This window comes from Dellaglioa sp. CoH-56-MRSF-11, assembly GCF_056782135.1.
Map to the genome: position 1 here is coordinate 237,343 of NZ_JBXAYE010000003.1, position 15,327 is coordinate 252,669.

Genomic DNA, 15,327 nt, shown 5'->3' on the forward strand with positions numbered 1-15,327 from the left:
AAAATGAAAACAACTAAAATCGTAACAAGCGCAATCGTATTAACAACATTAGGTTTAATTGCAGCACCAGCTGTAAATGCAGCAACAGTAGGATCACTTCCAACAAAAGGTAGCGTTGGTTTTACAGATAATACAGATCCAACAGGTCCAGTTGATCCAACAGATCCAACAGATCCAGTTGACCCAACAGACCCTCCAATTAACCCAGGAACAAATGGTCCATTATCATTAGATTATGTTTCAAACTTTGATTTTGGTTCAAAAAATAAAGTTTCTGGTAGTGATACAACTTACTACGCAGCTCCTGTTGAAATAACAGATTCTAAAGGAACAGCAAAAGAAGTAGCTAACTACTTACAAGTAACAGATAACCGTGGATCAAATGCTGGTTGGACAGTTAATGTTAAGCAAGAAGGCGCATTTACTGACGGTACAAAAGAATTAACTGGTGCTCAATTGAGTATGAAAGATCAAACATTTAATTCAACAAATATGGATGCGACAACAACACCATCAATAATTGGTGATAAAGATAATAATAGTGTCGTTGCTCCTACAGTTGGTAGCGATGTTAAGGTTGTTACTGCTACAGACGGTCAAGGAATGGGAACATGGACTGATTCATTTGGTAAAGATGCTAAAGCTAAAGCCGTTTCATTAACAGTACCTGGTAAAACAGCTAAAAATCTTGGAACAATATATACAACAGATTTAACATGGACATTAACAGACGCAAACTTATAAAAATTGGGTTAACAAAAGGGGAAATAAATTATGAAGAAAACAGCAATTGCAACAGCAGCACTTTTAACCGTTACTTTGTTTTCAACAGTAGCACCAGCAGTACATGCTGCTGATGTAACATTACCTTCATCAGGTGATGTCAACTTTGTAGCTGATCCTGCTACTGGAGCTGGAGAAATTAAATTGACAAAGGCACCAAGTGTTGATTTTGGAGATCAAAAAATTAGTGGATCAGATGCAAAATATGATGCAGCTACTATTACAGATTCTATCGTTGTTGATGACAACCGTGGTTCAAATGAAGGTTGGAAATTAACAGTTGCCAACACACAGTTTACCGGCTCAAAAGAATTAGCTGGGGCTAAGTTAACATTGACGCCTGGAACTGTTTCTAATAATAATGGGGCAAGTTATAATGCTACCCAACCAACAGCGGATATGGTTTTAGACGGATCTAGTCAAAGTGTTGCAGTAGTAGATGCAGCTAAAGACATGGGTATGGGTACTAACACGTTACCTGTTACTAAGGCAACCTTAGACGTACCTGGTGCATCAACTAAATTAAAAGAAAAATATACATCAGTAATTACATGGACGTTAAACGACGCACCATTATAGGATGCAGAAAGGGATAGGTTAAAACAATGAGCTTGAAAAAAAACTTACGACTAGTAGTAGCCATTGTCCCCCTCCTTGCAATTTCAATAATGGGAAATTCAGTGGCTGATGCAGCAGTAGCGCCTGATGGAAAAACTGCAACCACAGCGGCTAACTTAACATTACTTGCAAAGTCTGGTCCAGTTGATCCATTAGATCCGACAAAACCAGTACAACCAATTAATCCAGTTACGCCAACTACTGGTGACCTGAGGATAGATTATATTTCTGATTTACATTTTGGTACTCAGAAAATTTCAGGAAATAAAAAATCTTATTATGCTGCTTTTGATAAAGTAGCTGATTTAACAGGACATCGTGATGAAGCTACAGGTGAGTGGGTTATAGATAAGCTCACGGATGCAGATTATAGGGATGTACCTAATTACGTTCAGGTTACAAATAATACGACAGGAAACTGGTCGTTGACGGTTAGTAACACATCATTTAAAAGTGGTGCTAATGAACTTAAGGGTACTGTGCTTACAATAAAAAATGTAGCATCGAAAACAGATAACGGAGATCCTGATGCCGGTTTATTTACCGATAGTATATTATTAAAAGGTGACGGTGCATCATATCAAGTAGTAGATCCAACTGCCAATACTAATCCCACAGGGACCTGGACAATAGCAATGGGTGATGCAACAACAGGTAATAAATCAGCGAGATTGGATGTGCCTGGCCCGGCTGAAAAAGTAGCTGGTGAAACATATACGTCGACATTAAACTGGACATTGACGGCGGCTCCATAAAGTTAATTTGAGAAGAAAGAGGATTTTTACATTGAATAAAAAATTTTTTGGAATCATTATGGCGTTTGTGGCAGGATTAGTTATATTTAGTGGACAAGTTCAAAAAGCGAATGCTGCTGAAATGAACTTTGCTGTTACTGCAAATATTCCAAACAACCAAATTGATAAGCGCCAAACGTATTTTAATTTAAAAATGAAACCGAACCAAAAGCAAGACATTACTGTCACATTAAAAAATTCGACTAACAAAGATGTTACTGTAATGGCTGAAGCAAATACAGCGATTACAAATGATAACGGAGTGGTTGAATACAGTCACGTGAAACCAAAACTTGATAAAACAATGGTAAACCCTCTATCTTCAATCATTAAGTCAGATAAAGAAGTGACAGTACCGGCTAAGAAAAGCATTGAGCATACATTCCATATCACAATGCCCGCTAAGAAATTCAATGGCGAAATTGACGGTGGCTTGTACTTCTATGAAAAAATTAACAAAGATAGTGAAAAAAAATCAAAGAGTAACGTTCAAATTAAAAACCGTTATGCCTTTGTTATTGGGACAACGTTAACTGAAACTGACGATGTTGTTAAGCCTGATATGAAATTACTTAAGATTGAGCCCGGATCAGTTAATTTCCGTAATACATTGAAGGTAAACTTACAAGATCCAACAACAACACCAATCCGTAACCTGAAAGTTGATGGAAAAGTCTATTCAAGAAATGGTGATAAAGCACTACATGCTTCAACCACTTCGAATATGACAATGGCTCCAAATACAAACTTTAATTATGGCATTTTCTGGGATAACCAACCCTTTAAGCCTGGTAAGTACCGTTTAGAAATGACGGCGACTTCTGGGGTACATAAGTGGAAATGGACAGAATATTTCACAATTGATGGCGCAACGGCAGATAAATTGAACGAAAAAGCGGTTGACTTAGAAAAAGATTACACAATGTGGTATATCCTTGCAGGAATCTTCTTGCTATTACTTCTATTGTTGCTCATCTGGTTCTTAGTTCGTCGTCGTAACAAAAAAGATAAAGAAGAAGCTGTCGCAGAAGCAAAACGACAAATTCTAGAAGAATTACAAACTGATAAAAAAGAAGATAAGTAGTCAAAATAGACGAGGTATGGTTATGAGAAAAAAACTAATGAGTGTTTTAATAATTAGTCTTTTGGGGTTATCTTTTAGTTTAGGTGCATTCGGTAATACTGCAGAAGCGGCTAGTTATACTAGTGAGGTTGGAATCGAATTCGTTGGTAAAATGCCAGAGAAAACGAAACCAACCACACCGACAACAAGACCAACAACAACGTCCCCCACGACGCCAACAACTTCACAGGTAACACCGGATGGGAAAACACCTGTCTTAAAAAATGCAGCAAAAGGTCAAACCAGTTTACCTCAGACTAGTGAAATGAAAGAATCAGGACTATCAATGATGGGCCTTGTTCTGTTGCTAGCTATGGGATTAGTTGGCTGGTTTAAAAGAAATTATGCAAAATAATTAAAATTTAATAGTTTAACTAAAAAGAGTTTTTCCTCGTAAAAATACGAGGAAAAACTCTTTTTTTATTGCGATATTTATTAAAGGTTCTATTACAACTGTTGTTGATAAATATATTACAGAGCCCTTAATTTAAGAGGTTGGGTTTTTGCTTAAATATTAAATTAGATTAACGTTATGGTTAAATCACTTTGAAGTAATGTTGAAATTATGATAGCATAAAAATGTTGTTAATGAAAAAATAGATTAAAGTAATAGCATTTAAGGGTAGTTTTATCCCACAGTATATTCACAAAATATTAAAAGGGGATAGTATGGGAAAAATATATATAGAAATATTAGCGACTATCGGGATACAAATAATACCCTTTATATTTATCATAGATGGATATATCCATAGAAATGGTATTGGCTTAAATAATGGTGATGGGTTACTTGTTTTAGGTGTTTTATTATTATTTGGAATGGGTATTATATATACTATTACGTATTTATTAGATGTAATGATTAAAAGGCATAATAAGTACTTAGTACCTAAATTTAAATACTTATTATTAATGTATTGGGTATTTCTAGATGTTATTATAGTAATTTATTTAAGTTTTAGAAATTTCTTTTAGAGTAGGAAAATCAAATTTTTCATCAACATTCGGGAAAAGGTAAATATGTTGAGGTATATAAAATAAAGGAATAGCCATATTATGCTGCGGGTTCATTTAACCCTATTTATATTCATAAAATAACATCATATTAAGGAGCTAAAAATGTTGAAACTTTTAAAAAATTCCAAAGTATTACATTCATTTTTTAATATTATATTTATTATAGAAACTTTTAGTTTATTTCTTGATACTGCATTTTCATTAGGCGGAATGGGAAGTCAACATATAGATCTATTCCTTTCAGTATCAAGTATAATCGTTCTTTTACAATTTTTTATGCTGATTGTCCAATTTAATTATTTCGATAAAATAATAATAGTAATCCTTTCAATGTTTAATATTGTATTAAACGCAATTATGTTGATCATTGAGATTAATAATGATTGTTATCTTCCTACATTAGAATCCTTCCTGGTAGCTATTTTGATTTCACTGTTCTTTATATGTAAATACTATAAATCAGGAGAAACTAAATGATTAGAAAAGTAATCAATTCAAAAATAATAGCAATCAGTTTAAATATAATATTAATGATTCTTGCAATTATAATGATTGTTCATGCTCTTTCAGGTAAATTCTATAGTGAAGATGTATTCATGTTATTAGTAGGGAACATTGAGATAATTATGATTTTATTACAGAATAAATTATGTAAATATCGTGGTATTATAATACTATCAATTTTTAATGTGATTTTAAATGTAACTCTATCAAATTTGGTTTATACAGACCCGTTAGTTTGGGCTTGTTACATTGGGTCAATTATTTCTATCTTCTTTATGATTAAATTCCCAAAAATGACTTCGTATTAAAATGGGTGATTACGGTAAAAAGAGCTAAACAGAAAATCCTATCTCTTAATTGAGGTAGGATTTATTTTTTATGAAACGTAATGGTAACGATTACAATCCAACTATATTAACGATTTTAATTTATTATTGATTGAACTAATTTTTTTCTACTATGTTGCTTATTATATTTTGTAGTGTGGTAAGAACGCCATGGCTATCTTAAGAAACATGATATATAATTAATGTAAGCGAAAACAAAAAACCTTATATCAACATATAAGGTTTTTCAAAAGAAAATATTTTAATTTTAACGATGCGCCATGAGGGAGTCGAACCCTCAGCTCAAGAACCGGAATCTTACGTGCTATCCATTACACCAACGGCGCAGTATAGTTAATAGTTTAGCTGAATTACGTAAAAAAAACAAGTAACGAAAGCGGAGGTTGAGAAATAATGGCTATTGAACAGAAATTTAAGCAACAACAAACGCAAATTCAAAAACTGGCAATGACACCAGAGCTCCAACAATCAATTAAAATGTTGCAATATAATATAGAAGATTTACAAGAATTTGTCACTGAAAAAATGATGGAAAACCCTTTGATTGAAGCTGTTGACGACAATCAGAGAATCCAAGCAGGGGAGTCTCGTTATAAAGTTAATCTAACAACAAATGGTGATACTGATTATATGAATTCAGTCAGTGATGATGAATCACAATCTTTATTGGATTATTTATTGGAACAAATTTATCTAACGATGCGTCAAACACCGCTTAGAAAGGTTGTTCTTTACTTAGTAGATTATATTGAACAGACGGGCTATTTTAATGCTAATTTGGATGATTTAGCAGAAGAATCAGGAATACCACCCATTATGTTATTAGATGCGTTAACCTTGATTCAACGCTTAGATCCGCCCGGTGTTGGTGCACGTAATTTACAAGAAAGTTTAATGTTACAGATTGATTCTGACGATTTAGCGCCTGAATTGGCATATACAGTCATAAAAGATGATTTTGATAACTTTGTCGATCGTAAATGGTCGGACATAGCAAAAAAATATCGTGTTAATCTTTCAGAAATTCAAGAAATATCAGATTTTGTTCGCACATTATCACCTAATCCAGGTGCAGGATTTGGGACAACTAGAATTGGTAAAATCTATCCAGATTTAGTTTTGAAAAAAAGTAATAATGAATTAACATTATTCAAAGTTCGCGGTGCACAGCCTGAAGTTGTTTTTCAACAAAAATATTTTGATGATATGTCAAAAGACCAAGATCCTGAAGTAATCAAATATTTAACTGAAAAGAAACGGGAATATGAATGGCTAGTTCATGGCTTGAAACAACGAGGCGATACCATTTTAAAAGTAGGACAATATATTTTGAAATATCAGGCTGACTTCTTCACTGATAAAACCAAACCAATTAAGCCATTACTTTTACGGGAAGTTGCAGCCGCTTTAGGTGTTCACGAATCAACAATTAGTCGAACCGTTAATGATAAGTACATTGAAACAGAATCTGGTGTTTATGAAATAAAATCATTCTTTGGACAAATCGCAAATAAGAACAAAAAGAATGCTGAAGAGCTATCTTCAAAAACGATTATGACAACTATGCAGACTTTGATTGAATCTGAAGATAAAACGAAACCTTTCTCTGATCAAAAAATAGTTTTACAATTAATGAAACAAAACATCGATATTTCGAGACGAACAGTTGCAAAATATCGTGAAAACCTGAACATTCCATCGTCATCAGCAAGAAAACGCTACAAGGATTAGGAACAATTATGACCTTATCTCATATATCAAACGTCAATTGCTGACATGGCAGATAGTCGTTTGAAGTGCTTGCAAAGTATGAAACAACCTGATATAATTTGTCTTGTAATAAAGGTATGAAGACACTTTGATTAATGCAGAATGTTATCGTGCTTTGTTTTTTTAGAATTAATGGGTCATAATGCGACACTGTGGGACAAATAATGCCCCATAAGAGAGCAGGTGCAGTATGCATCATGAATTAGAGTGGATCGAAGCAATTGCACCAGACATGATTAAAGTTTTAAAACAAAGATATTTTGTTTTAAGACAGATTGAATGGATGATGCCTGTTGGTCGCAGAATGTTGGCAGCAACTTTAAATCTAAGCGAACGCGTTATGAGAACCGAAACAGATTTTCTGCGTAAGCAAGAACTTATCGTCGTTGGTAAGTCAGGAATGACGCTAACGGATAGAGGTATATCAGTACTACATGGCCTTGAAAAAGTGATGGATAATTTAGTTGGTGTTCGACAGGATGAACAAGAGTTGAGTCGAATTTTAGGCATTGAACATTGTTTGATTGTATCAGGCGATTCCGATGAACAACCTAAAGTTTTAGAGTCAATGGGTAAGAGTCTAGCTGCTAAGTTAGCACTCTTATTGCCAGAAGGTAAAAATTTAATTGCGGTAATGGGTGGCACAACGATGGCTCAAGTAGCTGATCAGTTGACAACACGTCTTTCAATTAAGCGCGATTTAACTTTTTTACCAGCCAGAGGTGGTGTTGGTGAATCAGTAGATATACAAGCCAACTCGATTAGTGGTAAGATGGCATTACACACAGGCGGCAAACATAGAGCCTTGTATGTACCTGAACAACTAAGTGAGAAAACGTACGAGCCTCTTCTTGAAGAACCGAGCATTCAAGAAGTTTTGAACTTAATCAAGGAAAGCAATGCTGTAATTCACAGTATTGGAGAAGCAATGCATATGGCTAAGCGTCGTGACATGTCTAGTGGTATAATAGACATGTTGAAAGAGGACAAAGCTGTAGGTGAGGCATTCGGATATTTCTTTGATGCTCAAGGCAAGGTCGTTTATAGGATTCCTCGTATCGGTTTACAAATAGAGGATCTCACGCACATAAAATGTATTTTCGCAGTTGCAGGTGGCCATTCTAAGGCCGAAGCAATTGTGGCATACATGAAACTTGCACCTAAACAGACGTGGTTAATCACGGATGAGGGTGCCGCAAACTCGATTTTAAAAAAGTAGTGTGCAAACACGCTTTTTAAAATAAATAAATCTTCATTTCCTAAAGGAGGAAATTTAAGTATGTCAGTAAAAGTTGGTATTAACGGTTTTGGCCGTATTGGTCGTTTAGCTTTCCGTCGTATTGCTGAAGTTTCAGATAACATCGAAGTTGTAGCAATCAACGATTTAACTTCTCCATCAATGTTGGCTCATTTATTAAAATATGATACAGCCCATGGTAACTTCGACGCAGAAGTTAGCGCAACAGATAATGGTATTGTTGTTAATGGTAAGGAAATTCCTGTATATGCAGAAGCAGATGCATCAAATATTCCTTGGGTTAAAAACAATAATGTTGATATCGTATTAGAATCAACTGGTTTTTACGCATCAGAAGAAAAAGCTTCAGCTCATATTAAAGCTGGCGCAAAACGTGTATTAATCTCAGCTCCTGCTGGTAAAATGCCTACAATCGTTTACGGTGTAAATGATGACATTTTAACTTCAGATACTAAGATTGCTTCTGCTGGTTCATGTACTACTAACTGTTTAGCACCACTTGCTGGCGCTGTTAACGATGCTTTCGGTATCGAAGTTGGTACAATGACAACAGTTCATGCTTACACAGCTACACAAAAATTACAAGATGGTCCTGACCGTGGTGGAAACTTACGTGCTGCACGCGCTGCTGCAGGTAACACAATTCCTCATTCTACTGGTGCTGCTAAAGCTATCGGTATGGTAATCCCTGATCTTGTTGGTAAATTGAATGGCCATGCACAACGTGTCCCAGTTATTACTGGTTCATTGACAGAATTGGTTACAATCTTGAAATCAAAAGATCTTACAGTTGATGAAGTAAATGCTGCTATTAAAGCAAGAACTGAAAACAACGAATCATTTGGTTACAATGCTGACGAAATCGTTTCATCAGATATCATTGGTACAAGTTTTGGTTCAATCTTTGACCCAACACAAACTGAAGTAACTGGTACTGGCGCTAACCAATTGGTTAAAACTGTTGCTTGGTACGATAACGAATCTGGCTTTACAGCACAAATGATTCGTACATTAGAAAAATTTGCTAGCTTAGAAGCATAATCTAGTTAAACTTTTTTAAAACCGCATATAACTATGCTTAGGCGGAGGGACGCAATACTCCCTCTGCCTTTTTATTTAATCAAAATTACACAGGAGGCTATTATAATGGCTAAATTAATCGTTTCAGATTTAGATGTAAATGACAAAAAAGTTTTAATTCGTGTCGATTTTAATGTTCCTATTAAAAACGGTGTGATTGGTAATGATAACCGTATCGTTGCTGCATTACCAACTATCAAATATGTAACTGAAAATGGTGGTAAAGCCATTCTTCTTTCTCATCTTGGTCGTATTAAGACTGAAGAAGACAAAAAAGAATTATCATTACGTCCAGTTGCAGAACGTTTATCTAACTTATTAAACAAACCTGTTACTTTTGTTCCTGCTACACGTGGTCCTCAATTAGAAGACGCAATTGCAGCAATGAAAGACGGCGATGTTTTAGTAATGGAAAACACACGTTTTGAAGATTTAGATGGTAAAAAAGAAAGCAAAAACGATCCTGAATTAGGTAAATACTGGGCTTCACTTGGCGACTTGTTTGTCAATGATGCTTTCGGTACAGCTCATCGTGCACATGCTTCTAACGTTGGAATCTCAAGCAACATGGAACAAGCTGCTGCTGGATTCTTAATGGAAAAAGAAATCAAATTCTTAGGTGAAGCTGTTGACGAACCAAAACGTCCATTTGTTGCTATCTTAGGTGGCGCAAAAGTTTCAGATAAGATTGGTGTTATTTCTCATTTACTTAAAAAAGCTGACAAAGTTATCGTTGGTGGTGGTATGACTTATACTTTCTACGCTGCTAAAGGTATGAAGATTGGTTCATCATTAGTTGAAACAGACAAAATTGATTTAGCTAAACAAATCATTGAAGAAGCTGGCGACAAATTAGTATTACCAGTTGATTCAATCGTTGCTGAAAAATTTGATAACGATGTTGAACACAAAACTGTTGATGGTGACATTCCTGACGGTTACATGGCATTGGATATCGGACCTAAATCTGTTGCAGAATTTAAAGATGTTTTAAAAGATGCTAAAACAGTTGTATGGAACGGACCAATGGGTGTATTCGAAATGAGCAACTATGCTAACGGAACACTTGAAATCGGTAAATTCTTGGGTACTTTATCAGAAGCTACAACAATCGTTGGTGGTGGTGATTCAACTGCTGCTGTTCAACAATTAGGTGTTGCTGATCAATTAACTCATATTTCTACTGGTGGTGGCGCTTCACTTGAATACCTTGAAGGTAAAACTTTACCAGGTATTGCTGCTATTACAACAAAATAATTTTTAATTAAATTGTCGTAAGAAACCGTCTATTAACGAAAGGAAGTTATTATTTTGCGTAAACCAATTATTGCTGGTAACTGGAAAATGAACAAAGGCCCTAAAGAAACTGCTGAATTCGTAGCAGGTCTTAAAGGTAAATTACCAAAGTTTGACGATGTTGAATCTGTTATTGCTGCTCCTGCAGTAGATTTACAAACATTACTTGATGCTGCTAAAGGTACTGACTTAAAAGTTGCTGCTGAAAATGCATACTTTGAAGATGAAGGTGCTTTTACTGGTGAAACTTCACCAAAAGTTCTTTCTGAAATGGGTGTTGACTATGTTGTTATTGGTCATTCAGAACGTCGCGAATACTTCGGCGAAAATGATGACGATATTAACAAAAAAGCACATGCTGTTTTCAATAATGGTATGGTTCCTATTATCTGCTGTGGTGAAACGTTAGAACAACGTCAAGCCGGCGAAGCAGAATCATGGGTTGCTGGACAAGTTTCTGCTGCATTAAGAGGCTTATCTGTTGAACAAGTTAATCTTGCAGTTATTGCATACGAACCAATCTGGGCTATCGGTACTGGTGAAACAGCTACTTCTGACCAAGCACAAGAAATCTGTGCAGTAATTCGTAAAACAGTTGCTGATTTGTATGACCAAACAGTTGCTGATAAAGTTCGTATCCAATACGGTGGTTCAGTTAAACCTGGTAACGTCGTAGAATTAATGGGTAAAGACGATATTGATGGTGGTTTAGTTGGTGGCGCAAGTATGGAAACTGCTTCATACTTAGACCTTGTTAACTTCAAAGCATAATTCGTATTTTAGCTGTTAAAAAGATTGAAAATGAATCAATAAACTATTAAAATAATGGTAAGGGTGTTATTGTATCCCCGCCAAAAAACGTTTTTAAAGGAGAGTACAAATTTATGTCAATGATTACAGATATTTATGCACGCGAAGTTCTAGATTCACGCGGTAACCCAACTGTTGAAGTTGAAGTTTACACAGAAGACGGCGCAATGGGCCGCGGAATTGTTCCTTCAGGTGCTTCAACTGGTGAACATGAAGCCGTTGAATTACGTGATGGCGACAAATCTCGTTACATGGGCTTAGGCGTTACTAAAGCTGTTGACAACGTAAACAACATTATCGTTAAAGAAATTGTTGGATATGATGTTACTGATCAAGTTGGTATTGATAAAGCTATGATCGCATTAGATGGTACACCAAACAAAGGTAAATTGGGCGCTAACGCTATTTTAGGTGTTTCAATTGCTGCTGCTCGTGCTGCTGCTGATGAATTAGAAGTTCCTTTATACAGTTACTTAGGCGGATTTAACGCACATGTCCTTCCAACTCCTATGATGAACGTTATCAATGGTGGATCACATGCTAACAACAGTGTTGATTTCCAAGAATTCATGATCATGCCTGTTGGCGCACCTTCTATCAAAGAAGCTGTACGTATGGGTTCAGAAACATTCCATAACTTACAAAAGATTTTAGCTGAAAAAGGCTACTCTACTGCTGTTGGTGATGAAGGTGGTTTCGCTCCTGATCTTAAGAACAATGAAGAACCATTTGAAATCTTAATCGAAGCAATCGAACGTGCCGGTTACAAACCTGGTAAAGATATTGCTATCGCATTTGATGCTGCTTCATCAGAATTCTACAATGCTGAAACTGGCAAATATAGATTACAATATGAAGGCGAAAATGGCCAAGATTATACTTCTGAAGAAATGGTTGAATTCCTTGAAGCAATCGTTGACAAATACCCAGTTATCTCAATTGAAGATGGCTTGGATGAAAACGATTGGGAAGGCTGGAAGATGATGACAGCTAAATTGGGCAACAAAGTTCAATTAGTTGGGGATGATTTATTTGTTACAAACACTGACTACCTTAAAAAAGGTATCGAAATGGGCGTTTCAAACTCAATCCTTATCAAAGTTAACCAAATCGGTACACTTACAGAAACAATGGAAGCTATCGAAATGGCTAAAGAAGCTGGTTATACAGCTATCGTTTCTCATCGTTCAGGTGAAACTGAAGATACAACTATCGCTGACTTAGTTGTTGCAACTAATGCTGGCCAAATCAAGACTGGTTCATTGAGCCGTGTTGATCGTATCGCTAAGTACAACCAATTAATGAGAATTGAAGATAACTTAGAAGAAACATCAGAATACAAAGGTATCCACTCATTCTACAACTTGAGTTCAGATGCTCGCGATACAATCGTTAACAAATAATTCTTTATGAATTAAGCGTTTCTGATTGAAAGAAGGTCCTACCTAATTTGATTTTAGGTGGGACCTTTTTTGTATTATAATAGGACGCACTATATTGAAAGGTAAAACTTATTGTTGTATAATTTAGATGTTGGAAATTATAGTTAGGAATGTGAGCGTGTATGAAAAAATCAGAGCGTATTACAATACAAGATGATCTAACATCAAAAGTTTATGATCTTATTTTAAACGAAGAAACGACAAATGAGGAACGTCTCTTATTAGTTGATTTTAAAAATAAAGTTGAGCGTGGGCAGTACTTCGAGAAGGCAGTCGCTGATTTAGCGGAGTCGTTGCGCTTATTGGCTGTAAGTAATTTAAAAAATAAAATAAAGTTAAGTGCTGACGTTGGTCGATTTTATATGGAAATTTCGACAACCGGTTTATTTAAAAAAAATTTAGGCTGGGGACTTATAGCTATGAGTATGATTTATCATCCTTAAGTGATCATTAGATTATGCTAGTTTTTAAGAAGAGTTATTCAATAGTTGAATAATTCTTTTTTTGTTACTAATGAGTTCAGCAAATAATTGGATTTTAGCATATACTAATAGAATGAAGAGGTGTGTATGGTTTTATGACAAAACAAGGTATCAAAGAGCGATTGAATTTAACTAATCTCATATTTATTTTAAGAGGGCTATTAATTGGGCTCGTTACAGGTATCGTTGTAAGTCTATTTAGGTTAGCTATTATTTATGTGCTTAAAGTCTTTATCTATTTTTACCAGGCAATTAATCAGAATATGTGGTTACTGTTTCCAATGATTCTTTTGAGTCTAGCTATGGTACTAGGTATTGGAACACTAATGAAGCAAGAGCCAAATATTATGGGATCCGGTATTCCGCAAGTAGAGGGCCAGCTTGCTGGTAATCTTGAAATGCGTTGGTGGTCAGTTTTATGGCGAAAATTTATCGGTGGTGTTTTAGGCATTGGATCAGGGCTATTCCTCGGCCGTGAAGGCCCATCTATTCAACTAGGTGCAGCAGTCGGACAAGGATTCGCAGAGATGACTAAACATACTGAATCGGAACGCCGCATTCTGATTGCAGGTGGTGGCGCTGCAGGTCTATCCGCAGCTTTTAATGCACCAATTGCGAGTACGCTTTTTATATTAGAGGAAGTGTATCATAATTTTTCACCGTTGATTTGGACAACAGCATTAGCTAGTTCAATTTCAGCCAATTATATTTCATTGCATTTTTTCGGTCTAAAACCGGCGCTACAAATGATGGATATTCAGACCTTATCATTGTTACAATACTGGCATTTGATTGCTTTAGGGCTTATTTTGGGCCTCCTAGGCTATCTGTATCAAAACGTATTACTTAAATCGACTGATTTATATAATATTCTACATAAAATTCCGATTTTTTATCGCTCAATTGTCCCTTTTATTTTAGTTATTCCGATTGGATTATACTTACCACAAACTTTAGGTGGCGGTAATGAGATTATTTTAAGTCTAGTTCAAAGTAAATCATTGACCGTTTTATTGGGACTCTTTCTTTTAAGATTTATCTTTTCAATGATATCCTATGGTTCTGGATTACCAGGTGGTATTTTTCTGCCTATTCTAACATTAGGCGCTATTATTGGCGCTGGGTATGCAACTGTTATGATAATGTTAGGGTTGTTACCAGCTAAATATATAACTGATTTTATTATTTTTGGAATGGCCGGGTACTTTGCTGGAATTGGTAAAGCACCTTTTACAGCTATTTTATTAGTTACGGAAATGGTGGGTAGTTTACATCACTTAATGCCACTAGCCATTATTTCATTAGTTTCATTTTTAGTTATTGATATTTTAGGCGGCGCACCTATCTACGATTCTTTACTTAAAAAATTAATTGGTCAAAATGAAATTGATTTGGGCGGTAAAAAGGACCGACTTGAGACGCCTATTTTTGCTGGATCAAATTTAGAAAATAAAAAAGTTTCAGAAGTAGTTTGGCCTGAAAATAGCTTATTAATCACGGTTAGACGTGGTGAAAAGCAATTAATTCCACATGGTGTGACGGTTTTAAAAGCAGGAGATACATTAGTTCTTTTGACTGAGCACCAAAATCGACCTAAACTTAAGACAGAAATGGATACATTATCCGGATTTGAATCACTTTAATAAAATAATAACGGTGGAAAATTAATGCAAACTGTGCTAAATTAGTATAGATATAGATTACGTAATTGGGTTAAGGAGGTAAATGATTTGACTAACATACTAACAATTTTAATTATCATCGTTTCAGTCTTAATGATTATCGCTGTTATGATGCAACCTGCAAAAACAAATAACGCTTCAGGTGCTTTATCTGGTGGCGGTGGTGGTGCTGACGATTTATTTAGCAAACAAAAACCACGTGGATTCGAAGCATTTATGCAAAAAGTAACCTTTGTCTTGGGCGTTTTATTTTTCTGTCTAGCTCTAGGACTTGTCTATTTGGCCTCAAAATAATAATAAAGAAAGCCTCCTGTGCAAACA

At 35.4% G+C, this 15,327-nt stretch carries 16 protein-coding genes and 1 tRNA gene; 16 read left to right on the forward strand and 1 reads right to left on the reverse strand.

Annotated features, from left to right (window positions below; all coding sequences use genetic code 11):
* Positions 1-3: 3 nt before the first annotated feature.
* The 7 genes from AC1RPT_RS04860 to AC1RPT_RS04890 all read left to right on the forward strand — a co-directional run bounded on the left by AC1RPT_RS04860 (position 4) and on the right by AC1RPT_RS04890 (position 5,147).
* Complete coding sequence (locus AC1RPT_RS04860; protein ID WP_481761456.1) at positions 4-744, forward strand: WxL domain-containing protein; 741 nt, start codon at positions 4-6, stop codon at positions 742-744.
* Positions 745-774: 30 nt separating this feature from the next.
* Entirely contained in the window at positions 775-1,362 is a 588-nt protein-coding gene (locus AC1RPT_RS04865) for a WxL domain-containing protein (RefSeq protein ID WP_481761455.1), read from the forward strand.
* 26 nt (positions 1,363-1,388) lie between these two features.
* Entirely contained in the window at positions 1,389-2,156 is a 768-nt protein-coding gene (locus tag AC1RPT_RS04870; RefSeq protein WP_481761453.1) for a WxL domain-containing protein, read from the forward strand.
* Between the two features lie 31 nt (positions 2,157-2,187).
* On the forward strand, positions 2,188-3,279 hold the full coding sequence (locus tag AC1RPT_RS04875; protein WP_481761452.1) for a WxLIP family cell surface protein: 1,092 nt from the start codon (positions 2,188-2,190) through the stop codon (positions 3,277-3,279).
* Positions 3,280-3,301: 22 nt separating this feature from the next.
* On the forward strand, positions 3,302-3,673 hold the full coding sequence (locus AC1RPT_RS04880; RefSeq protein WP_481761451.1) for an LPXTG cell wall anchor domain-containing protein: 372 nt from the start codon (positions 3,302-3,304) through the stop codon (positions 3,671-3,673).
* A gap of 314 nt (positions 3,674-3,987) precedes the next feature.
* Positions 3,988-4,293, forward strand: a complete 306-nt coding sequence (locus AC1RPT_RS04885) for a hypothetical protein (RefSeq protein WP_481761450.1) — start codon at positions 3,988-3,990, stop codon at positions 4,291-4,293.
* Between the two features lie 515 nt (positions 4,294-4,808).
* The gene (locus AC1RPT_RS04890; RefSeq protein WP_481761449.1) at positions 4,809-5,147 is read left to right on the forward strand and encodes a hypothetical protein; all 339 of its coding nucleotides are present in this window, start codon (positions 4,809-4,811) and stop codon (positions 5,145-5,147) included.
* A gap of 293 nt (positions 5,148-5,440) precedes the next feature.
* On the opposite strand, the gene AC1RPT_RS04895 is transcribed toward AC1RPT_RS04890, so the two are convergent.
* Positions 5,441-5,512: transfer RNA gene (locus AC1RPT_RS04895), tRNA-Arg, on the reverse strand.
* A 67-nt stretch (positions 5,513-5,579) separates the two neighbouring features.
* On the opposite strand from AC1RPT_RS04895, the gene rpoN reads away from it, so the two are divergent.
* The 9 genes from rpoN to secG all read left to right on the forward strand — a co-directional run bounded on the left by rpoN (position 5,580) and on the right by secG (position 15,300).
* Complete coding sequence (gene rpoN / locus AC1RPT_RS04900; RefSeq protein WP_481761448.1) at positions 5,580-6,917, forward strand: RNA polymerase factor sigma-54; 1,338 nt, start codon at positions 5,580-5,582, stop codon at positions 6,915-6,917.
* A gap of 229 nt (positions 6,918-7,146) precedes the next feature.
* Positions 7,147-8,175, forward strand: coding sequence for a sugar-binding transcriptional regulator (locus AC1RPT_RS04905; RefSeq protein WP_481761447.1), 1,029 nt, complete (start codon positions 7,147-7,149; stop codon positions 8,173-8,175).
* Between the two features lie 60 nt (positions 8,176-8,235).
* Positions 8,236-9,255, forward strand: coding sequence for a type I glyceraldehyde-3-phosphate dehydrogenase (gene gap, locus AC1RPT_RS04910; protein ID WP_409022216.1), 1,020 nt, complete (start codon positions 8,236-8,238; stop codon positions 9,253-9,255).
* A 105-nt stretch (positions 9,256-9,360) separates the two neighbouring features.
* Positions 9,361-10,551, forward strand: a complete 1,191-nt coding sequence (locus tag AC1RPT_RS04915) for a phosphoglycerate kinase (protein ID WP_409022217.1) — start codon at positions 9,361-9,363, stop codon at positions 10,549-10,551.
* Positions 10,552-10,605: 54 nt separating this feature from the next.
* Positions 10,606-11,361 (forward strand): triose-phosphate isomerase, encoded by a 756-nt coding sequence (gene tpiA, locus AC1RPT_RS04920; protein ID WP_481761446.1) that lies wholly within the window; start codon positions 10,606-10,608, stop codon positions 11,359-11,361.
* 113 nt (positions 11,362-11,474) lie between these two features.
* Positions 11,475-12,803, forward strand: coding sequence for a phosphopyruvate hydratase (eno, locus tag AC1RPT_RS04925; protein WP_481761445.1), 1,329 nt, complete (start codon positions 11,475-11,477; stop codon positions 12,801-12,803).
* Between the two features lie 161 nt (positions 12,804-12,964).
* Positions 12,965-13,285 (forward strand): bacteriocin immunity family protein, encoded by a 321-nt coding sequence (locus AC1RPT_RS04930; RefSeq protein WP_481761444.1) that lies wholly within the window; start codon positions 12,965-12,967, stop codon positions 13,283-13,285.
* 134 nt (positions 13,286-13,419) lie between these two features.
* On the forward strand, positions 13,420-14,967 hold the full coding sequence (locus tag AC1RPT_RS04935) for a ClC family H(+)/Cl(-) exchange transporter (protein WP_481761443.1): 1,548 nt from the start codon (positions 13,420-13,422) through the stop codon (positions 14,965-14,967).
* A gap of 87 nt (positions 14,968-15,054) precedes the next feature.
* Positions 15,055-15,300, forward strand: coding sequence for a preprotein translocase subunit SecG (gene secG / locus AC1RPT_RS04940; RefSeq protein WP_409022224.1), 246 nt, complete (start codon positions 15,055-15,057; stop codon positions 15,298-15,300).
* Positions 15,301-15,327: the final 27 nt, after the last annotated feature.